This is a genomic window from Ideonella alba (assembly GCF_018069845.1).
GTDB classification, from domain to species: domain Bacteria; phylum Pseudomonadota; class Gammaproteobacteria; order Burkholderiales; family Burkholderiaceae_C; genus Ideonella; species Ideonella alba.
Genome location: NZ_JAGQDD010000011.1, coordinates 30,095 through 50,850 on the forward strand (window position 1 = coordinate 30,095; position 20,756 = coordinate 50,850).

19 protein-coding genes and 1 tRNA gene are annotated in these 20,756 nt (G+C 70.5%); 8 read left to right on the forward strand and 12 right to left on the reverse strand.

Translation table 11 applies throughout. The features are described from left to right. Window positions 1-16: 16 nt before the first annotated feature. Both KAK03_RS14925 and KAK03_RS14930 read right to left on the reverse strand, forming a co-directional pair. The gene (locus KAK03_RS14925; protein ID WP_210854769.1) at window positions 17-523 is read right to left on the reverse strand and encodes a YciI family protein; all 507 of its coding nucleotides are present in this window, start codon (window positions 521-523) and stop codon (window positions 17-19) included. Between the two features lie 21 nt (window positions 524-544). After that, window positions 545-712 carry a hypothetical protein gene (locus KAK03_RS14930; protein WP_210854771.1) on the reverse strand — a complete coding sequence of 56 codons (168 nt, stop codon included), beginning with the start codon at window positions 710-712 and terminating at the stop codon, window positions 545-547. Window positions 713-807: 95 nt separating this feature from the next. Between KAK03_RS14930 and KAK03_RS14935 the strand changes: the two genes are divergently transcribed. Continuing rightward, window positions 808-882, forward strand: a tRNA-Arg gene (locus KAK03_RS14935). A 60-nt stretch (window positions 883-942) separates the two neighbouring features. On the opposite strand, the gene KAK03_RS14940 is transcribed toward KAK03_RS14935, so the two are convergent. Then, window positions 943-1,557 (reverse strand): hypothetical protein, encoded by a 615-nt coding sequence (locus KAK03_RS14940; protein WP_210854773.1) that lies wholly within the window; start codon window positions 1,555-1,557, stop codon window positions 943-945. A gap of 177 nt (window positions 1,558-1,734) precedes the next feature. On the opposite strand from KAK03_RS14940, the gene KAK03_RS14945 reads away from it, so the two are divergent. The 3 genes from KAK03_RS14945 to KAK03_RS14955 are packed head-to-tail and all read left to right on the forward strand — an operon-like array spanning window position 1,735 to window position 5,089. Beyond that, a complete protein-coding gene (locus KAK03_RS14945; protein WP_210854775.1) occupies window positions 1,735-2,685 on the forward strand; it encodes a chromate resistance protein ChrB domain-containing protein in 951 nt (316 codons plus the stop codon). Further along, window positions 2,645-4,045: a chromate efflux transporter gene (gene chrA, locus KAK03_RS14950; RefSeq protein ID WP_210854952.1), complete on the forward strand. Its 1,401-nt coding sequence runs from the start codon at window positions 2,645-2,647 to the stop codon at window positions 4,043-4,045. The genes KAK03_RS14945 and chrA overlap by 41 nt, the downstream gene beginning before the upstream one ends. Before the next feature lie 15 nt (window positions 4,046-4,060). Next, entirely contained in the window at window positions 4,061-5,089 is a 1,029-nt protein-coding gene (locus KAK03_RS14955; RefSeq protein WP_210854777.1) for a Cj0069 family protein, read from the forward strand. A gap of 174 nt (window positions 5,090-5,263) precedes the next feature. Here KAK03_RS14955 and KAK03_RS14960 read toward each other — a convergent pair whose 3' ends face one another. Further along, on the reverse strand, window positions 5,264-5,872 hold the full coding sequence (locus KAK03_RS14960; RefSeq protein WP_210854779.1) for a response regulator transcription factor: 609 nt from the start codon (window positions 5,870-5,872) through the stop codon (window positions 5,264-5,266). 150 nt (window positions 5,873-6,022) lie between these two features. Between KAK03_RS14960 and KAK03_RS14965 the strand changes: the two genes are divergently transcribed. The 4 genes from KAK03_RS14965 to KAK03_RS14980 all read left to right on the forward strand — a co-directional run bounded on the left by KAK03_RS14965 (window position 6,023) and on the right by KAK03_RS14980 (window position 10,632). Then, complete coding sequence (locus tag KAK03_RS14965; protein ID WP_210854781.1) at window positions 6,023-6,817, forward strand: hypothetical protein; 795 nt, start codon at window positions 6,023-6,025, stop codon at window positions 6,815-6,817. Between the two features lie 132 nt (window positions 6,818-6,949). Then, window positions 6,950-9,301 carry a hybrid sensor histidine kinase/response regulator gene (locus KAK03_RS14970; protein ID WP_210854783.1) on the forward strand — a complete coding sequence of 784 codons (2,352 nt, stop codon included), beginning with the start codon at window positions 6,950-6,952 and terminating at the stop codon, window positions 9,299-9,301. A gap of 121 nt (window positions 9,302-9,422) precedes the next feature. Next, window positions 9,423-9,902, forward strand: coding sequence for a VOC family protein (locus KAK03_RS14975; protein ID WP_210854785.1), 480 nt, complete (start codon window positions 9,423-9,425; stop codon window positions 9,900-9,902). 91 nt (window positions 9,903-9,993) lie between these two features. After that, a complete protein-coding gene (locus KAK03_RS14980; protein WP_210854787.1) occupies window positions 9,994-10,632 on the forward strand; it encodes a PEP-CTERM sorting domain-containing protein in 639 nt (212 codons plus the stop codon). Between the two features lie 42 nt (window positions 10,633-10,674). Here KAK03_RS14980 and KAK03_RS14985 read toward each other — a convergent pair whose 3' ends face one another. The 8 genes from KAK03_RS14985 to murG form a co-directional block, all read right to left on the reverse strand. Then, a complete protein-coding gene (locus tag KAK03_RS14985; RefSeq protein ID WP_210854789.1) occupies window positions 10,675-12,597 on the reverse strand; it encodes a GGDEF domain-containing protein in 1,923 nt (640 codons plus the stop codon). A gap of 176 nt (window positions 12,598-12,773) precedes the next feature. Then, window positions 12,774-13,736, reverse strand: a complete 963-nt coding sequence (locus KAK03_RS14990) for a hypothetical protein (protein WP_210854791.1) — start codon at window positions 13,734-13,736, stop codon at window positions 12,774-12,776. Between the two features lie 221 nt (window positions 13,737-13,957). After that, window positions 13,958-15,181 (reverse strand): cell division protein FtsZ, encoded by a 1,224-nt coding sequence (gene ftsZ / locus KAK03_RS14995; protein WP_210854793.1) that lies wholly within the window; start codon window positions 15,179-15,181, stop codon window positions 13,958-13,960. A gap of 103 nt (window positions 15,182-15,284) precedes the next feature. Continuing rightward, window positions 15,285-16,514: a cell division protein FtsA gene (gene ftsA / locus KAK03_RS15000; protein WP_210800742.1), complete on the reverse strand. Its 1,230-nt coding sequence runs from the start codon at window positions 16,512-16,514 to the stop codon at window positions 15,285-15,287. Window positions 16,515-16,522: 8 nt separating this feature from the next. Further along, entirely contained in the window at window positions 16,523-17,299 is a 777-nt protein-coding gene (locus KAK03_RS15005; protein WP_210854794.1) for a cell division protein FtsQ/DivIB, read from the reverse strand. A gap of 6 nt (window positions 17,300-17,305) precedes the next feature. Beyond that, window positions 17,306-18,283: a D-alanine--D-alanine ligase gene (locus KAK03_RS15010; RefSeq protein ID WP_210854795.1), complete on the reverse strand. Its 978-nt coding sequence runs from the start codon at window positions 18,281-18,283 to the stop codon at window positions 17,306-17,308. Continuing rightward, entirely contained in the window at window positions 18,280-19,692 is a 1,413-nt protein-coding gene (gene murC, locus KAK03_RS15015; protein WP_210854797.1) for a UDP-N-acetylmuramate--L-alanine ligase, read from the reverse strand. Before murC ends, KAK03_RS15010 begins: the two co-directional genes overlap by 4 nt. Further along, the gene (gene murG, locus KAK03_RS15020; protein WP_210854954.1) at window positions 19,689-20,741 is read right to left on the reverse strand and encodes an undecaprenyldiphospho-muramoylpentapeptide beta-N-acetylglucosaminyltransferase; all 1,053 of its coding nucleotides are present in this window, start codon (window positions 20,739-20,741) and stop codon (window positions 19,689-19,691) included. Before murG ends, murC begins: the two co-directional genes overlap by 4 nt. Window positions 20,742-20,756 lie beyond the last annotated feature (15 nt).

The window sequence follows — 20,756 nt, forward strand, 5'->3', positions numbered from 1 at the left end:
GCCCGGCGCCCGGGTGTCAGAACGACTTCTTCGCCAGTCTGGCGTGCAGTTCGTTGACCATCACCAGCGCCGCCGAGCCGAAGTAGCGGTGGTACTCGGCCACCATCTCCCCCGAGGCCAGCACCGGGTCGGTCGAGGCCAGCTTCTTCGCCTCGTCGATGTCCTTGACCGCCAGGATGAACAGGCCGCGCCAGCCATCCACGCCATCGAAGGGCCCGGCCAGCACCAGGTGACCCGCATCGGCCAGGCGCTTCATGTTGGCAAAGTGGCCGCGGAACATCTCGTCGCGCGCCGGCCCATCGGGCATGCGGTTCGGCCCGGTGCGCAGCAGCACGAACACATAGCGCTTCATGCCGTACTCATCGGCGCCGGTGCGGGCGGCCAGGGCCTCATCAAAGGCGGCCGGCGGGGAGGAGGCCGCGGGGGCCGGCGGCGCCGGCGGCGATGTCTGTGCCACCGCGCCCTGCATCGCACAGGCCATCCCCAGCGCCATCGTCAGCGCGCCCAGCACCCGTGTACCCATCCTGCGAGCGGTCCCCATGGCTCAGCGCCCGTCCGCCGACAGGAAGGCCTTGACCCCGCGGACCACGTCCACGCCCAAGGCCACCAGACCCGCCAGCAGCACCCAGCCCGCCCACGGCCCCGCCTCACCCAGCTGCGCCGCCATGCCGATCACGGCCAGCAGCACGCCCACCTTGCCCACCATCGTCATGGCACATCCTTCGTGTTTCCAGGTGCCGCAGCGTAACCCGCCCAGCCTGCATGCGAGAATTCGCGCTTTCGCGCAGTGCCCCGCACCGCGCGGGCCTCTCCGTAGTTCAATGGATAGAACGGGCGCCTCCTAAGCGCCAGATACAGGTTCGATTCCTGTCGGAGGGACCAGGGATGGCCGGGACGGTCAGGCCTTGGAACACCCCACTGGCCGCCGAAGTTGCCCGGGCTTCAGATGCGCCGCGCCGTGCAGGGAGTCCTCGTCGCCCATGGCTGTTCACGCCCGACGGCGGGCAACGTTGCAGGCCGCGCTGCTGCCTGGCCGGTCGCTCCATGCCGGTGCGCGTGGTGAAGATCGGGCACCTGCGCGTGATCGTGCGTCACCCCGTCATGTAGATGCACGTGGCCGTGCGCGCCCTGCGGCACGATCTCGTGTCCATGGTCATGGTGGCCGCCGTCGTGGGTGTGCTCGTGCCCGCGTGACTCCGCCAAACGGACCCTCACGCCCGACCGCATCGGCGTACTTCCCGGCAGCATCCACAGGCTGAAGTCGCGATCACCCAACGCGACGGCCACCGCGGCGCCGATGAACGGCGCAAAGGCGAAGCCCGCACCGGTGCCCGCGGCACCAGACGCCCGGCGGGCCAGCAGGTCAAGGCACAGGCTCAGGCCATGGCCCGTTGCCCCCAGGCTGTCGACGTACAACCCGTGCAGCGCCACGGAGCCGGTGCGCAGCCGGTGTTCGCGCTTGAGTTCGTTGTCCTGAACGGGCCGGCAGGTCCTCGCTGGACTGCGCCTCGGCCAGGTGCTGCTGGAGGGCGGCCAGCGCCTCGACCGATCCACCATGATGGCTCTTCCCGTGCGTGCGGCTCAGGCGCTCGGACAGGCCGCTCCAATGGGCCGGGTCGAAGGACGAGGACGCGAAGTCGGTCCGGCGCTGGAAGGCGGTCATGGCCACGCTGGTCGGATGGCGCCCGGCATACCGGCTTTGCAGCATTTGTTTCATCATGCGATGATTGCTTCATGACCTCCTGGTTGATCCTGACCGCGACCCTGCCGACCTCGCCCAGCGGGCTTCGGGTGAAGGTCTGGCGGGCGCTCAGGGCGACCGGTGCCGGCGCGTTGCGAGAAGGCGTCTATGTGCTGCCCGAGCACGCACCCAGCGCCAGCGCACTCTCGGCGCTGGAGCGCACCATCGTCGATGCGGGGGCCGTAGCGCACCTGCTCGTGGTGCAGGCGCGTGACGATGCGCAGGAGCAGGCGTTCAGGTCGCTCTTTGACCGGGCGGAGCTCTACGCGGAATTCCTGCAGACCGCCAAGGAGGCGCGCACCCGGCTCAGGTCAGCCACCGAGGCCACACTGCGCAAAACCCTGCGAGGCCTGCAGACGCAGCTCCACGCCATCCAGGCCATTGACTTCTTCCCGGGCAGGGCCAGCGACAAGGCTGTCGACGCCATGGTCGCGTTGCGCCGCGAGATCGAACTGCATCTCGCGCCAGATGAGCCGTCGGCCACCGCTGCGGCCATCGCGCGGTGCGAGGTGGCTGATTTTCAGGGACGCACCTGGGCCACACGCCAGCGCCCGTGGGTAGACCGCCTGGCCACGGCCTGGTTGATCCAGCGTTTCATCGACAAAAGCCCCACCTTCATCTGGCTGGCCGACGCGCGCAAGTGCCCGAAGTCGGCGCTGGGCTATGACTTCGACGGTGCCACCTTCACGCATGTGGGCGAGCGGGTCACGTTCGAGGTGGTGGCCGAAACCTTTGGTCTGCTGGGCGACCCGGCGCTGCAGCGGCTGGCTGCGCTGGTCCATTGCATCGATATCGGCGGCATGCCCGTTGACGAGGCGCCGGGGCTGGAGATGCTGATCCGAGGCTTGCAAGCCCGGCATGCCGACGATCACGCCCTGTTGGCAGCAGCGCTGTCCGTGTTTGATGCTTGCTACGCCGCATTGGAGACCCCGAGTGACCCCTGAACAACACACCGCAGACGCCGAAGCCCCGCCGCCATCCATCTCTCGCGCGGAAGCCTTCCGCTACTGGCTCAAGCTGGGCTGCATCAGCTTTGGCGGGCCGGCGGGGCAGATTGCCATCATGCATGAGGAGCTCGTGGAGCGGCGCCGCTGGATATCGGAGAACCGCTTCCTGCACGCCCTGAACTACTGCATGGTGCTGCCCGGGCCCGAAGCGCAGCAGTTGGCCACCTACATTGGCTGGCTGATGCACCGCACCTGGGGCGGTGTCGTCGCCGGCGGGCTGTTCGTGCTGCCGTCGCTGTTCCTGCTGATCGCGTTGTCGTGGGTCTACATGGCCTTCGGCACAGTGCCGGCTATCGCGGGGCTGTTCTATGGCATCAAACCAGCGGTGACGGCGCTGGTCGTGCATGCAGCGTGGCGCGTGGGCTCGCGGGCTCTGAAGAACGCCTGGCTGTGGTCGATCGCAGCCGGGTCGTTCCTGGCGATCTTCGCGCTGGATCTGCCGTTTCCACTCATCGTGCTGATCGCGGGCCTGACGGGCTATGTGGGCGGCAAGCTGGTACCCGACAAGTTCAAGGCCGGTGGTGGCCATGGCGCCTCCAGGAAGGACTTCGGTCCGGCGCTGATCGATGACAACACACCCACACCAGCGCACGCACGGTTCACCTGGACGCGCTTCCGGGTGGTGATGGTGGCTGGCCTGACACTCTGGGCCGTGGCGCTGGGCAGCCTGATGGCCTTGCACGGCTGGAATGGCGTGCTGACCCAGATGGGTTGGTTCTTCACCAAGGCGGCGCTGCTGACCTTCGGCGGCGCCTACGCGGTGCTGCCCTACGTCTACCAGGGGGCGGTGGACCATTTCCAATGGCTCACGGCGCCGCAGATGATCGACGGCCTGGCACTCGGCGAGACCACGCCCGGGCCGCTGATCATGGTGGTGGCGTTTGTGGGCTTCGTCGGCGGCTGGACCACCCAGATCTTTGGCAGCGACTCGCTGTTCCTGGCCGGTACGGCGGCCGCCGTGGTGGTGACCTTCTTCACCTTCCTGCCCTCGTTCTTCTTCATCCTGATGGGCGGGCCGTTCATCGAATCCACGCATGGCAACCTGACGTTCACCGCACCGCTGACGGGCATCACCGCCGCCGTGGTGGGCGTGATCGTGAACCTGGCCGTGTTCTTCGCGTACCACGTCTTGTGGCCGCAAGGTTTCGGTGGGCGCTTCGAATGGGCCAGCGCGATCATTGGCGCCGCAGCGGCGCTGGCCTTGTTCCGCTTCAAGCTGGGCGTGATCCCGGTGGTGCTGGGTGCGGGTGTCGCCGGCCTGGCGTTCCAGCTGGGCCGGTCGGCACTGGGCTTCTGATCGGAGCGGGTGTTCATGAGCGCCGCAGCGACATCAGGGCAGCCACGCGTCGCACTGCTGTACCCGGGCAGCCGTGAGGATCGAGACAGGGCCGACCCCTCGGCCAGCCGGTTCGCGGCGCTCTTCGACGCCTTCCAGGCCGCAGGCGTGGCCGCAGAGCCCGCCATCTGGCATGAGGACTTCGCCGATGAAGTGGCGCAGCAACTGCGCCAGGTGGCACTGGTTCTGGTGTGGTGCAACCCCATCGAGGGCGGACGCCGGCGACATCGGCTGGACGCCGTGCTGCAAGAGGCCGCACAGCAGGGTGTCATCGTCAGCGCCCACCCCGAGGCCGTGCAGCGTCTGGGCACCAAGGACGTGCTCTTCGCAACGCGCCAACTGCCCTTCGGCAGCGATGTCCACCGGGTGGACAGTCTGGCGCAACTGGCGGTCGAGCTGCCTGTGCGACTGCAGGCCGGGCCACGGGTGCTCAAGCAGCACCGCGGCCACAGCGGCATCGGCATCTGGCGTGTTGAAGCCACGGGTCGCGAGGAGGTGCTGGTGCGCCATGCTCAGCGGGGTAGCGACCCCCTGAACATGGCCCTGGCCGACTTCATCGCCTTGCTCGCGCCGTATTTCGAGCCCGAAGCCGGCGGCCACATGATCGATCAGGCCTGGCAACCTCGCCTGGCTGACGGCATGGTTCGCGCCTACCTGGTGGGTGACCGCGTGGCCGGGTTCGGCCACCAGGCGATCAACGCGCTGCATCCCGACCACGCCCAGCCAGGCCCCCGTCTGTATCACGGGCCGGACCTGGCGTCTTGCCAAAGCCTGAGGCAGCGACTGGAGTCGGGCTGGATCACCCAGCTGCGCGAATGTGTGGGCTTGTCTGCGGAGCATCTGCCGCTGCTGTGGGACTGCGACTTCATGTTCGGCAACGCCCGGGCAGGCGGGCCGGAGCGCTATGTACTCTGCGAGATCAACGTCAGCAGCGTGTCGCCTTTTCCGCCGTCGTGCATCGACCCCATCGTGGCGGCTGTTCTGCGCCGATCGGGTGCGCGTTGAGCGAACTCCCAGGCCTGTGAAGCGTCGCGTTGCACGCACCGGGACGTCCACGCCCGGACGTCTCCTGGCGTGCCTGCACCGGTCCATCGGCTGCCAGGGCCTGATGACGGCAGCCGCTGCAAGGCGGTCAGCCCCATCCGCCAGCCAGGCATCGCCACCGGCGCGTCAGCCCCCTCACCCCTCCCCCTCAAAATCAATCAAGCCCAGCGACGTCGCCTGTGCAATCGCCTCCGCCCGCCGGTTGGTGCCCAGGCGGATGAAGACCACGCTGAGGTGTTCCTTCACCGTGCGCTCGCTGATGCCCAGGTGGGCGGCGATCTCGCGGTTGGAGCGGCCGCGGCCCACTTCGCGCAGCACCTGGCGCTGGCGTTCGGTCAGCGGGGCGGCGGCGACGGTGGGTTGTTCGGGGTACCAGCGGTCGCCGCGCAGCACGCGGCGCAGCGCGGCCACCAGCGCTTCAGGGGGCAGTGACTTGGGGATGAAGCCGTCCAGGCCCAGCTGGCGCGCCTGGTGGGCCAGGCCGGGCTCTTCGGCACCGGTCAACAGCACGCAGCGATCGGCCCAGGCGCGGGCCTCCTGGGCCAGGCGCAGGCCCAGGCCGTCGGGCAGGCGCTGGTCGATCAGCGCCAGCGCGTAGCGCACGCCGGGGCGCCACAGCGCGCGGGCCTGCGCGGCGCTGCCCACGGCCACGCAGTCGGCGGCCAGGCCGGCGGCCTGCACAGTGGATGCCAGCGCGCTGCGAAACAGCGGGTGGTCTTCGACGATCAGGACGGGCAGGTTCATCGCGGTGTGTCGGCTGGGTGTCGATCATCCATGAACTGGGGGGCGCCGACCCGTCCAACTGGACGGGTGTGCGTCGCTGAGCGGGCCAGACACTGGCCTGGCGCCGGTTCACACGGCCACCTGTCTGTCCCCCACTGAAGAGGATCCACCATGCACAAGACCCTGGCTCTGCTCGCCCTGACCCTGGGCACCAGTCTGGCTGCGGCCCAGAACAACACGCCGCGCCCCGACATCGTCACCGATTTCAGCGGCCCCGCCCAGCTGCAGCGCGGCAAGGGCGCGTTCTGGACGCTGAGTCTGCGCAACGATGGCGTGGCGGCTGCCGGCCAGACGCGCGGCTACATCAACCTGCCCAGCAGCGTGTCGCCCGACCTGCAGCGCGGCAGCAATGGCAGCTGGGTGCTGAACCTGCCGCCGGGCTGCAGCTGGAACAGCAACACCCGCGTGCTGGCCTGCGTCTGGCCCGGCATTGCGGTGGGCGAGACCAAGACCGTGCACCTGCCGCTGCGCGTGTCCAACACCAGCCAGACGCTGACCCTGACCGGGCGCGCGCAGGTGCTGCAGGGCGTGGCCGAGTCCAGCACGCAGAACAACAACGACCCGGCCGTGACCCAGGTGGCCAACTACACGCCCAGCATCAGCTTCCCGGCCGCCGCCAGCCTGTACCTGTGCATGGGGCGCGACGACCTGCTGGAATGCGGCACCACCTACGGCCTGCCGGTGGCGCCCGAGCCGCTGCCGCTGGACGCCGGCGGCCAGATGGTCTTCCCCGACGGCACGCTGGTGGCACTGCCGCAAGGGCCGGGCGCGCTGCGCGTGGAGCTGTACTCGGGCGGCGCGCTGGTGTCCACCTGGAACCTGGGCGCCTATGACAGCCGCTGCTACCAGGGGCCGGCCAGCTACCCCGGGCTGGGCGCCACCTACGAGGCGCGGATCTGCTACTGAGCAGCCCCATGGCCCCGCCGCGCCCAGGCCACCCCGCACCGGCGATCAGCACACTCGGGGCCGCCCGGCGTGGCCTGCTGGGCGGCACTGTCGCGGCCTATCATCAGGCGTCCGCCCCGGCCTGCCCCCCGCATGACTGATGCCGCCCCGCTGTCCGCGCTGATCGACCTGGCCTGGCAGGCGCATGCGCAGGACCGCTGCGCGCCCAACCCGGCGGTGGCGGCGCTGCGCGCCCACGCACCCGATGACGCGCTGGCCCAGGGCCTGGCCGCCACATTCGAGGGCCGGCGCCAGCTCTGGCTGGGCGACACCGCAGCGTACGAGGACGCGCTGGCCGACGCCCGCCGCCACCTGGCTGGCCTGTCCCCGGCCCACCCGGGCCGGCAGGCGCTGGCCATGGCCTGCGACGACCTGGCCACGCAGTGGCTGCACCGGCACAACCGCGCCGACGAGGTGGTGGCGCTGCTGACGCCCTGGCTGGCCCACCTGGCGCCGCCCACGCACCCGCTGCAGACCTTCACGCTGCTCCATCGCCTGGCCGTGGCACACGAGCGGCTCAGGCAGCCCGAGATGGCGCTGCGCCACCACTTCGAGGCGATCCAGACCGCCCGCGCGACGAATGCTCCGGTGCTGCTGGCCATCGCCCTGGGCAGCCTGGGCGGTTACCAGGCCAGCCTGCTCGACCACCAGGGCGCGATCGAACACTGCCGCGAGGCCTGGTCGCTGTGCGCCGACACCGACCAGTGGCCGGCCATCCATGTGGCCGGCATCAACCTGATGATGGCGCTCAGCGGCACCGACCAGCACGCCCAGGCCGCGGCGCTGGCCGACCGGCTGTCGGCGTGGGAGCCGCACTTCAACGCCTACCAGCGCTGGGTCCGCAGTGCGTTCTATGGCTCGGTCTACCAGCGCGCCGGCCGGCTGGAGCTGGCCCAGCACTGGCTGGATGTGTCGCTGCCGCTGTGCGCCGACCCGGCGCACCCGCCGGTCGAGTGGGTCTGGGGGCAGGCGGCGGTCTGGACCGACCAGGGCCGAGCGCGCGAGGCCTGGGGCCTGCTGGAGCGGCTGCGCCAGCACGACCCCGAGGGCTTCGAAGGCGCCACCTTCCCGGCCGATGCCTGCCGCCTGCACGACGAGGCTGCCCGCGCCTGCGAAGCCCTGGGCGACCTGGCCGGCGCGCTGCGCCACCAGCGCCGCGCGGCCACGCTGGGCGAACAGGCCCACCGGCGCGCGGCCGAGGCCCAGCGCCTGGCCCTGTCGATCCGGCTGGAGCTGGCCCGCCTGGCCGACCAGCGCGACCGCGCGCTGCAGGAAGGCCGCCGCCTGGCCGAGCTGAACACCGCGCTGGCGCAGGCCGACGCCGCCAAGACCCGCTTCCTGGCCGCCGCCAGCCACGACCTGCGCCAGCCGCTGCATGCGCTGACGCTGCGGGCGGCGATGTTCGAGCCCCTGCTGAACGACCCGGCGCAGCACGCGATGCTGTCCGAGATGAACGCCTGCGTGCAGGCCTTGCGCGGCATGCTCGACAGCCTGCTGGACCTCTCGCGCGCCGAGGCCGGCGAAGCCCGCGCCCGGCCGGCCCCGCTGGACCTGCGCGACCTGCTGCTGCGCCTGGCCAGCGAACACCAGCCCCAGGCCGAGTCACGCGGGCTGCAGCTGAGCCTGCGGGTCAGCAATGCCTTGCCGCCGGCCGCGCTGAGCGACGCGCTGCTGCTGGAGTCCCTGCTGCGCAACCTGCTGGGCAACGCCCTGAAGTACACGCCCGAGGGCACCGTGCTGCTGTGCGCCCGAGCCGCCCGCGACGGCACCGGCCAGCCGTTCTGGCGCCTGCAGGTGCGCGACAGCGGCATCGGCATCGCATCCGAGCACCAGCAGGCGATCTTCGAGCCCTTTGTGCAGTTGGACAACCCGGGGCGCCAGCGTGCGCTGGGACAGGGCCTGGGGCTGGCCATCGTGCAGCGCCTGGCCCGCGCACTGGATCACCCGCTGAGCCTGCGCTCGGCGCCCGGCCGGGGCAGCTGTTTCGAGCTGCGGGTGCCCGGCCATGCGGGCCTGCCTGCTTCGGCGGCGGTGGTAGCGGCAACGCTGCCACCGCTGCCGCGCCCCCTGCACCTGGCGGTGATCGAGGACGACGAGGGCAGCCGCCGTGCGCTGGCCGGCTGGCTGCGCAGCCAGGGCTGCCGGGTGACCGAGGGCGAAGACGCCCGGTCCATCGAAGCCGTGCTGGACACGCTGCCGGCGCTGGATGGCGTGATCACCGATCTGCAACTGGCTGCCGACGCCGGCGGCGACGGTGTGGCGCAGATCGAGCGCCTGCGCCGGCGCTGCGCTCACCCGCTGGCAGCCCTGATCGTCAGTGGTGACACGCGGCCCGATACCGCCGGGCGTCTGCAGGCCCTGGACCTGCCGTGCCTGCGCAAGCCGGTGGACCTGGCCGCGCTGCGCCAGTGGCTGGGCCGCATCACGCCGCAGCACCCTGGCTGAGCCCCACGTTGGGCGGGGTTCAGCGCGGTGGAACGCCGCCGTCGCCGCCGGCCGTCGGCCCGGACGATGCGCCGCTCCGCGTAGGATGGGCGCACGCTGAGCACCACCGCGGGAGAGCAACATGGACATCCGACACCGCATCTGCCTCTGGTACGACGGCACGGCGCTGGACGCCGCGCAGTTCTACGCGGCCACGTTTGCCGACAGCGCCGTCGGCGCGGTCTACCGGGCGCCGGCCGATTACCCCTCGGGCCGCGCGGGCGACGTGCTGACGGTCGAGTTCACCGTCCTGGGCATCGCCTGCCTGGGCCTGAACGGCGGCCCGGCCTTCCGCCACTCCGAGGCCTTTTCGTTCCAGGTGGTGACCGAGGACCAGGCCGAGACCGACCGGCTCTGGCACGCGATCATCGACCACGGCGGCCAGCCCAGCGCCTGCGGCTGGTGCAAGGACCGCTGGGGCCTGTCCTGGCAGATCACGCCGCGCGCCTTGTCCGAGGCGATTGCCGACCCGGACCCCGCCGCCGCGAAGCGTGCCTTCGAGGCGATGATGACCATGACGGAGATCGACATCGCCGCGGTCGAGGCGGCGCGGCGTGGGTAGCACCTGGCAAGGTGACCGGCCTTAGGGAGTGCCGCCGGGGCCCTGAGCGGCTATGTTGCAGCGTGTGTTCCCGTTCATTCGAGCCGTACCGATGACACGCACCCTGTTTGCCCTCGCCCTGGCCGCTGCCAGCCTCAGCGCCCAGGCCGCCGCCACCAAGATCACCGTCTTCAAGACCAGCTTCGACAACGGCATCCCGGCGCAGATCGCGCCCGGCACGGCCGCCACCGAGGGCGTGCAAGGCTATGCCGGCCTGGCCTATGGCAAACGGGTCTTCGGCGGCCAGATGCTGCGCAGTGCCACCGGCAATGTGGTGACGCTCACGCTGACCGACCTGCCGGCCCACAGGCACCTGGGCATCGACTTCCTGTTCGCCGCGATCGATTCGCTCGATGGCACCGGCACCTTCCCGTCCGGCGACTTCCTCAACGTCGAGGTCGACGGCGTCTCGGTCTTCCGCGAATCCTTCGCCAACGCCACCGAGTCGCAGGTGCAGAGTTACCAGCCCAGCAAGCCCGGCTTCGTGCTGGCGCGCCGCGTGGACCTGGGCTTCAGCCAGGGCACCTACTACCTGGACAGCGCCTACTGGCTGGGCGGCGAGCCGCGCCTCAAGCGCATCGCCCACACCGCGTCGAGCGCCGTGATCACCTTCCGCATCGAAGGCGAGGGCATCCAGGACCTGAATGACGAGAGCTGGGGCATGGACGCACTCAAGGTCGTCGTCTGGTAGTGGGGCCTCAGGGCGGGGCCCGGATCGGACTGGCCGCGCCCTTCAGCCAGCGTAGGCCTGAAGGCCGCCCGAGGAGCCGGCAACTTCCGCGTCGGTGACGATGTCCTCGTGGCACAGCCGGTCTCGGCCGGCTGACTTGGCCCGGTAGAGTCGCTCGTCGCACACAGCAATCAGTGCGTCCAGGTGGGGCAGGTCCGGTCCCAGTTCGGCGCCGCCCATCGAGAAGGTGACGCCGTGCGGCCCGTCGATGCCCTGCGCTGGCGTGTCGGCGAACTTCTCTCGCAGGCGCGCAAACACCTGCGGCAACTCAGTGATCCTCAGGCCCGGGAGCACCAGCAGCCACTCCTCGCCACCCCAGCGACCGAGCACGTCCTGGGAGCGCATCACGGCCGTTCCAGCGATGGCCAGGGCGCGCAACACGGCGTCGCCCCCGGCGTGACCCCGCACATCGTTCACGCGCTTGAAGTGGTCGATGTCGATCAGTGCCAGGGTCAGTGGGGTGCCCTTCTCGCGAGCCAGAAGGAACTGCTCGGTCGCATGGCGCGTGACCGCACGGCGGTTGGGCTGGCCGGTCAGGTCGTCGCGCATCGCCAGGTCGGCCAGGGCGCGGCGCCGCGCGATCGCGGACCACGCCCAGCCCGCCGCCGCCATCAACAGCGCACCCAGGGTCGCCACCGTGGCCCACAAGGCGCGTCGCGTGGCGTCCTGGGCGGACAGCTCCGCCTGGGCCAGTTCGCCGCGGTGGCGCAGTTCGGCATTCTCGGCGTCGCGCTGCGCGGCGGCATACCGCGCCTGCAGACGCAGGTTCTGGACCTCCGCGGCGCTGCGTCGACGCTCATCGACCAGCGCCTGGGCGCGTTCGGTCTCGGCATAGGCCTCCTTGAAGCGGCCCTGCGACGCGTAGGCGGCGGCCAGCACCCGCGCCAGGCCTGCACGATCAGCGCCGGGAACGGCCTCGGTATCGTAGCGGCGCGCCTGCACCATGGCGGCCGGCAGTTCCGCACTGCGCAGCTGCGTGTGAGCCCTCACCAGTTGCAGCACCACGCCGAACATGCGAAAGGCGCTGTCACCAGGCTCCAGGAGCGTGCGCGCCTCACGCAGCAAGGGCAGCGCCTGGGTCGGTTCATGCCGGTCCAGGTAAATGGTGGCAAGTCCGATGTTGCCGGCGGCGACGGCGGCCTCATCGCCCACCTCCCTGCCCAACGCGATCGAATCCCGGTAGTAGGTGGAGGCAGCGTCGACGCGGCCGACCAGGCGCAGCGCCTCGGCACGTTGGTACAGCAGCGCATTGCGCAGCGTGCGCGCCTTGAGGTCGCCCAGCACCTGGAAGGCGCGCGCATAGTGCTCATCGGGGTCGGCCTGGGTGCGGCCCTGACCTCTGCCAGCGATCGTGCCGAAGGTTGCGATGGCCCAGACCTGCTTGATGGGCTCACCCAGTGTTCGCGCACAGCGCTCCCAGTCCTCGGCGGCCAGCCAGGCCTCGTCAAGACTGCCCGAGTCGACCAGGACGGACACCTCGCTCTCCTTGAGGTCGCAGGCGAGGTAGGCGTCGTCGCTGCCGCTCAGCCGGCGCCTTAGTTCATCCAGCCGGGTCAGCGACTGCTGGGGCGTCTCGACGCGCCAGCTGCCCAGCAGGCGGCTGCTCGCCAACCACAGGCGATGCCGCTCGGTCGCGCCGGCCCAACGTGAGAGCACCTGTTCCGCCTGATCGAGCGCCTGCGCGGTTGACTCCTCAAGCTCGAGCAGGTCCAGGGCCCGCGCGCCAGCGAGCAACGCCCAGAAGCGGGTCTCGTCATCCGTGGCGGCATGGGCCTCGGCGCGGGCCATGGCCGCGACGCGATGGGGGTCGTCCCAGGCCAGGGCTTCCAGCTCGCGGAGCCTCTGCGCGCTGGCGTTGGCAGACGATGCGATCCAGCTTGCCAGCGCCATCGCCAACACGACACGACGTGAAAACAGGAACCACATGGCCACAGCTTGATTATTGGCCGGGTGACAGTGCCTGCGCACGGCGCCATGGCGCCAGGTGTGACGCATTCTGCGGTCACGTGGCCCCTGCAACTGTGGGCGCCCGAGACCGCGGCTGCGCGACAACGGCCCGGCGGCCGGGGGCCTGACGCGGCAGGCGTCGCCACGGCCCTGTGCTAGGGCTTCGGGCTGTCCTGGGGATCGGCGTCCGGCTGGCGTGAGCGCCGGCGCTCCGCCTGCCGGGCGCTGCGCCGCGCCTCGCGGCGAGCGGCCCGCCGGTCCGCCTGGGCATCGCTCGGGGCCTTGGCGGCGGCGGGGGTTGCGGCAGCGGTGACCGACGCCGGGGCGGGCTTCGCGGCCACCGGCGCCAGAGGCGGCACCTGGGTCCTCAGCGGCATCGGCGCGCTGGCGGCGCGCGGCCGGGTGGTGCGCGGGGTCTCCACCGGCCCGTCGCCGGCCTCGTGCTCGTAGAGCTGGTCGAAGCTGCGCATGAACTCGGCCTCGTCCTCGGTCAGGCTGGCGATCAGCGCGCGCGCTTCCTCGTAGCCCGGCTGCTCGCGCAGGGCGTCCCGGTAGCCCGAGGGGCTGACATTGGCCGACACGTCGGCCAGGTCCAGGTCCAGACCGGTGCGGCGGCTGGCCGCCGCGACGAAGGCGGGCAGATGCTCGTGCTTGCCGATCAGCACCGGAAAAGGCGCCAGCAGACGCGCATGGAAGGGCCGCTGGGTGGTGCGCAGGAAGCGCAGCTGTCCCTGCGGCACCACGCGGCGGAAGGCCGGGAGTTCCAGCGCCTCGCGCAGGGTGCGTGCCTGCAGTTCGGCATGCAGGATATGCGACCGCTCGCGCCGGATGTAGGTGTAGAGCGACTCGATGCGTGCCACCGGCTCACGCAGCACCGCCATCAGCAGCGGCCGGCGCTCACGCAGCCCCAGCGGCAGCTTCCAGGCGGGGAAATGCCCGCCCACCAGGCGCACACCCATCCAGGATTCGGGCCGCTCCAGCAAGGACAGGTCGGTGATGAGTCGGGGGTGGCCCGCCTCGGCGGGCTGGCGCGACTCAGGGTTGCGGAACCACAGCAGCTCATCGCCCAGGGCCTGGTGGAAGACGGTGCGCAGGGTGGAGCCGGCGCTCTTGGGCACGTGAAGAAAAATGCTCGGGACCCGAGCCTGCGATGGGTACTGCGACATACAGCGCCCAGCGTACTGCACCGGCACGTCGCCGGCCAAGGGCTTATGTCACGCGCGGTCCGGCGCGATCAGACAAGAAAAAAGGGGGCGCCCGGCGCGGGCACCCCCTTGAATTCAGACGACGGCAGCACGCCGGGCCGGCCAGGCCAGGACGTACAGGCGCTGGCGCGACCTCAGTCGGCCTGCTTGCGCAGGAAGGCCGGGATCTCGATCTCGTCCATGCCGTTGCTGCTCAGCGCTTCGACCTTGGCGGCGGCCTGCGTGCGGCCAGTACGCCAGACGCTGGGCGTGGCCATGCCGGCGTAGTCGGTGGCGCCCATCACCGGGGCGGCGGTGGCACCGATCGGGCTGCTCAGCACCGGCAGGTTGTCGGTGCCGGTGCGCAGCACGGTCTGCGGCTGGCTCTGGGTCTGCACCACCGTCAGCGGCGCAGCCGCACGGCGGGCCGAGGACAGGCCGGTGGCGATCACGGTGACGCGCAGCTGGTCGCCCAGGCTGTCGTCGTAGGCGGTGCCGTAGATCACGTGCGCATCTTCCGCCGCGTAGCGACGGATGGTGTTCATCGCGTTCTTGCTTTCGCTCAGCTTGAAGGTGCTGCGCGCCGCAGCGATCAGCACCAGCACGCCACGCGCGCCGGACAGGTCGATGCCTTCGAGCAGCGGGCAGGCCACCGCCGCTTCAGCGGCCTTGGTGGCGCGGTCCGGGCCGCCGGCCATGGCCGTGCCCATCATCGCCTTGCCCGGCTCGCTCATCACGGTCTTGACGTCCTCGAAGTCGACGTTGACCAGGCCGGGGATGTGGATGATGTCCGAGATGCCGCCCACGGCGTTCTTCAGCACGTCATTGGCGTGGGCGAAGGCCTCTTCCTGGGTGACGTCGTCGCCCATGACCTCCAGCAGCTTCTCGTTGAGCACCACGATCAGGCTGTCGACATTGGCCTCCAGCTCGGTCACGCCGGCATCGGCCTGCTTGGAGCGGCGGCCGCCTTCGAATTCAAACGGCTTGGTGACCACGCCCACGGTCAGGATGCCCATGTCCTTGGCGATGCGGGCGATCACCGGCGCCGCGCCGGTGCCGGTGCCGCCACCCATGCCGGCGGTGATGAACAGCATGTGCGCGCCGGCGATGGCCTCGCGGATGCGGCCCTCGGCCTCCTGGGCGGCGCTGCTGCCGACCTCGGGCTTGGAGCCGGCGCCCAGGCCGGTGGTGCCCAGTTGCACCAGCTGGCCGGCGCCGCTGCGGTTGAGCGCCTGCGCGTCGGTGTTGGCGACGATGAACTCCACCCCCTGGACGCCCTGGGCGATCATGTGCTCGACCGCGTTGCCGCCGCCGCCGCCCACGCCGATCACCTTGATCTGCGTGCCCTGGTCGAAGTCTTCGATCATCTCGATGGCCATGTGGAACCTCCGTCGTGCTGTGTGCAGTTGCCTGAATGAAAAAACGCTGACTACCTGTGCGGATCGTTGAGTCGTCCGTCTTCGTGAATGCCGGCCCCGCCGGTCAGAAATTACCCAAGAACCAGTCCTTCGCCCGGCCGAACAAGGTCTTCACCGAGCCGGCCTGCTGTTGTGCCTTGTGACCGCGTGCATGGGCCAGTCGGGCTTCTTCCAGCAGGCCCATCACGGTGGCCGAGCGCGGGTTGGCCACCATGTCGAACAGCGGCCCCGAATAGGTGGGCAGACCCTTGCGCACGGGCTTGAGGAAGATGTCCTCGCCCAGCTCGACCATGCCCGGCATCACCGCCGTGCCGCCGGTGATCACGATGCCCGAGGACAGCAGCTCCTCGTAGCCCGAATCGCGGATCACCTGGTGCACCAGCGAGTAGATCTCTTCCACCCGCGGCTCGATCACGCCGGCCAGCGCCTGGCGGCTGAGCATGCGCGGCACGCGGTCGCCCAGGCCCGGCACCTCGACCTGCTCGTTCGGGTCGGCCAGCATCTGCTTGGCCACGCCGTACTCGACCTTGATTTCCTCGGCGTCCTTGGTGGGCGTGCGCAGCGCCATGGCGATGTCGCTGGTGATCAGGTCGCCGGCGATGGGGATGACCGCGGTGTGGCGGATCGAGCCACCGGTGAAGATGCTCACATCGGTGGTGCCGGCGCCGATGTCCACCACCGCCACGCCCAGGTCCTTCTCGTCGTCGGTCAGCACCGCGGCGGCGGCGGCGGTGGGCGACAGGCACAGCTGCTCGACCTCCAGGCCGCAGCGGCGCACGCACTTGACGATGTTCTCCGCCGCGCTCTGCGCGCCGGTGGCGATGTGCACCTTGACCTCGAGCCGGCTGCCGCTCATGCCGATCGGCTCCTTGACCTCGTGGCCGTCGATCACGAACTCCTGCGACTCCACCAGCAGCAGGCGCTGGTCGTTGGGGATGTTGATCGCCTTGGCGGTCTCGATGACGCGCGCCACATCGGTGGGCGTGACCTCGCGGTTGTCGCGCACGATCACCATGCCGGTGCTGTTCTGGCCGCGGATGTGGCTGCCGGTGATGCCGGTGTAGACGCGCTCGATCTTGCAGGCGGCCATCATCTCGGCCTCTTTGAGCGCCTGCTGGATGCTCTGCACCGTGGCGTCGATGTTGACCACCACGCCGCGCTTCAGGCCATGCGAGCTGGCCACCCCCAGGCCGGCAACGCGCAGCTCACCACCCACGACCTCGGCCACCACCGCCATCACCTTGGCGGTGCCGATGTCCAGGCCGACAACGAGATCCTTGTATTCCTTGGCCATGGCCTTCCTCAGTGGGCTCCGTTGGGCGTGGCGGCAGCCCCGGGACCGCCCTTGAAGCGCACCGCGTAACCGTCGGCGTGCCGCAGGTCGGCGTAATCGATGGATCGGCGGCTGGCGCCTCCGACCTGGGTGATGGTGCGCACGAAGCGCGCGGTGCGTTCCAGCACCTCGGTCTCGCTGCCGCGGCCCAGCTCGACGGCGACACCGTCGTCCAGCTCGACCCGCCAGGACCCGCGACCCGACAGCGACAGGCTCACCGGCTCGCGGCCCAGCGGCTCGAAGACCGGGCGCAGTTGTCGGTACATGGCCAGGATCTGCGGCGCTTCGGCCAGCGGGCCGGCGAAATCGGGCAGCTGGGCCTCGTCGACGTCGCCCAGGTTGGCCTCGAAGACCTCGCCGTGGCTGTTGACCAGGCGGTCATCGCCCTCCTCGCCCTTCCACACCGCCACCGGATGGTGTTCCTCGAGCTGCACCACCAGCCGGTTCGGCCAGACCTTGCGCACCACCGCGTGGCGCACCCAGGGCACGGCCTCGAAGGCCTCGCGAGCGGCCTGCAGGTTCAGGGTGAAGAAGTTGCCGGCCAGGCGCGGCATCACATGGGCGCGCACGGTGGCCGCGTTGTTACGCGCGGTTTCACCTTCCAGACGGATCTGGCGCAGCGCGAACGCCGGCTGGCGCGCCACCCAGGCCGCCGCGCCCAGCGCTAGCGTGCCCAGCGCGAGCAGGCCCACGAGCGCCGCGGTGGCGTTCATCAGGCGGATGTCGGCGGGCAGGGTGGCGGCCATGGTGGGTCAGGCGTCCTTGTGGGCCACGCTGTCGAGCGTGGCGCCGGCCAGCAGGTGCAGGCACAGCTGCTCATAACTGATGCCGGCGTGCGCCGCCGACTTGGGCACCAGCGAATGGCTGGTCATGCCCGGCGAGGTGTTCATCTCCAGCAGGAAGGGCTGGCGGTCGCTGGCGCGGATCATCAGGTCGGCACGGCCCCAGCCGCGGCAGCCCAGCAGGCGATAGGCCTGCACCACCAGGCGCTGGATCGCGCGCTCCTCGGCCTCGGACAGGCCGCTCGGGCACAGGTAGGTGGTGTCGTTGGAGACGTACTTGTGTTCGAAGTCGTAGTTGCCGTCGGGGGCCACGATGCGCACCACCGGCAGTGCGACGGCGGCGTCACCCTCTCCCAGCACCGGGCAGGTGACTTCGTCGCCATCGATGAATTCTTCGCAAAGCACGTCGGAGTCGTATTGTGCCGCGAGAGTGACCGCTTCCATCACATTTGAGTAGCCTTCGACCTTGGTGACACCAAAGGACGAACCCTCGCGCGCCGGCTTGACGATCATCGGCAGGCCCAGCACGTCGGGCACGGCGCGCGTGTCTTCCCGCGTGTGATGGCCTTTTCCGAGGAGACGCCAGGCGGGTGTGGGCAGGCCCTCGGCCATCCAGACCCGCTTGGTCATGACCTTGTCCATGGCGATCGCCGAGGCCATCACGCCCGAGCCGGTGTAGGGAATGCCCAACAGCTCGAGCGCGCCCTGCACCGTGCCGTCCTCGCCGCCGCGACCATGCAGCGCGATGAAGCAGCGCTGGAAGCCCTCGCGCTTGAGTTCACCCAGCTCGCGCTCGGCCGGGTCGAAGGGGTGCGCGTCCACGCCCTGCGAGCGCAGCGCAGCCAGCACGCCGGGGCCGGACATCGTGGCCGAGACCTCGCGCTCGGCCGAGTGGCCGCCCATCAGCACCGCCACCTTGCCCAGTGTCTTGACGTCGATCGCCTTCATGCCGCGCTGCTCCCTGCGAGTTCCACCACCTTGGCCGGCACGCCGCCGATCGATCCGGCGCCCATCAGGATCACCACGTCGCCGTCGCGCGTGAAGTCGAGCAGCTGCTGCGGCAACTCGGCCACGTCGTCGACGAAGACCGGATCCACCTTGCCCGCCACGCGCAGCGCGCGCGCCAGCGAGCGGCCATCGGCCGCCACGATCGGTGCCTCGCCGGCGGCGTAGACCTCGGTCAGCAGCACCGCATCGGCCTGGCCCATCACCTTGACGAAGTCCTCGAAGCAGTCGCGGGTGCGGGTGTAGCGGTGCGGCTGGAAGGCCAGCACCAGGCGCTGGCCCGGGAAGGCGCCGCGCGCCGCCGACAGCACCGCGGCCATCTCCACCGGGTGGTGGCCGTAGTCGTCGATCAGCGTGACCGCGCCGCCCTGGGTGGGCCGCACCTCGCCCCAGCGCTGGAAGCGCCGGCCGACGCCGCTGAACTTGGCCAGCGCCGCGACGATCGGCGCGTCGGGCAGTTCCAGCTCGGTGGCGATGGCGATCGCCGCCAGCGCGTTGCGCACGTTGTGCTCGCCGGGCAGGTTCAGCGTGATCTGCAGGTCGGGCATCACCACGCCGTTGCGGCGCTGGCAGGTGAAGCGCATCTGGCCGCCGGGCAGGGCCTGCACGTCGATCGCCCGCACCTGCACGTCCTCGCCCAGGCCGTAGGTGACCACCGGTCGCGAGATCATCGGCACGATGCTCTTCACGCCAGGGTCGTCGCCGCAGACGATGGCGGCACCGTAGAAGGGCATGCGGTGCAGGAAGTCGACGAAGGCGGCCTTCAGCCGCGCGAAGTCGTGGCCGTAGGTGTCCATGTGGTCGGCGTCGATGTTGGTGACGACCGACAGGATGGGCATCAGGTTCAGGAACGAAGCATCGGATTCATCGGCCTCGACGACGATGAAGTCGCCCGAGCCCAGCGCCGAGTTGGCACCGGCCGAGTTGAGCTTGCCGCCGATCACGAAGGTCGGGTCCAGCCCGGCCTCGGCCAGCACGCTGGTGACCAGCGAGGTGGTGGTGGTCTTGCCGTGGGTGCCGGCGATCGCGATGCCCTTCTTCAGGCGCATCAGCTCGGCCAGCATCACCGCGCGCGGCACCACCGGCACGCGCCGGGCGCGGGCGGCGATGACCTCGGGGTTGTCGCCCTTGACCGCGGTGGAGGTGACCAGCGCCTCGGCGCCGGCGATGTGGGCGGCGTCGTGGCCGGTGTGGATGCGGATGCCCAGCTCAGCCAGGCGGCGCGTGACCGCGCTGTCGGACTGGTCCGAGCCGGACACGGTGTAGCCCAGGTTGTGCAGGATTTCGGCGATGCCGCTCATGCCGGCACCGCCGACGCCCACGAAGTGGATGTGCTTGACGGCGTGCTTCATGCCACCAGTCCCTCGATCTCGTCAGCCACCTTCGCGGCGGCATGGGGGCGGGCCAGGCCGCGCGCGGCCTCGGCCATCGCCAGCAGCTTGTCGCGCGACAGGCCCTGCAGCAGGTCGGCCAGCGACTGCGGGGTCATCTCGGTCTGCGGCAGGTGGATCGCGGCGCCACGCTCGGCCATCCAGGCCGCGTTGTCGCGCTGGTGCGAGGTGGTCGAGACGATCAGCGGCACCAGCACGCTGGCCACACCGCCGGCACACAGCTCACTCACCGTGATCGCGCCGGCGCGGCACAGCACCACATCGCAGTCGGCCAGGCGACGGTCCATGTCATCGATGAAGGGCAGGATCTCGGCCTCGACGCCCAGCGTGGCGTAGCGCCCGCGCACATCGTCCAGGTGGGCCATGCCGGTCTGGTGCGTGACCTGCGGGCGGGCATCGGCCGGCAGGTGTGCCAGTGCGGCGGGCAGGGTCTCGTTGAGCACCTTGGCACCCAGGCTGCCGCCCACCAGCAGCAGGCGCAGCGGACCCTCGCGGCCGGCGAAGCGCGCGGCGGGCTGCGGCATCTGCTCGATCTCCTGGCGCACCGGGTTGCCGGTGACCTTGCCATGGCGCACGCGTGCGGCGTCGGGGCCGTCGAAACCGAAGGCCACCGCGTCGGCCACCGGCAGCAGCGCCTTGTTGCTCATCAGCAGCGCCGCGTCGGCGTTCACCAGCATCAGCGGCTTGCCCAGCAGCGAGGCCATCAGCCCGCCCGGGAAGCAGACATAGCCGCCCATGCCCAGCACCGCGTCGGCGCGGCGCTGGCGCAGGATGCGCAGCGCGTCCCAGAAGGCCTTGAGCAGGCGCACACCGCCGGTCAGCGTGTGCAGCCAACCCTTGCCGCGCAGGCCGGTGAAGGACAGCCGGTCCATGCTGATGCCGCTGGGCGGCACCAGCCGGTTCTCCATGCCACCCTCGGTGCCCAGCCAGCTGACGGTCCAGCCGCGCGAGAGCATCTCGCGCGCCACCGCCAGGCCGGGAATCACGTGGCCGCCCGTGCCGGCTGCCATGACCACGAGGTGACG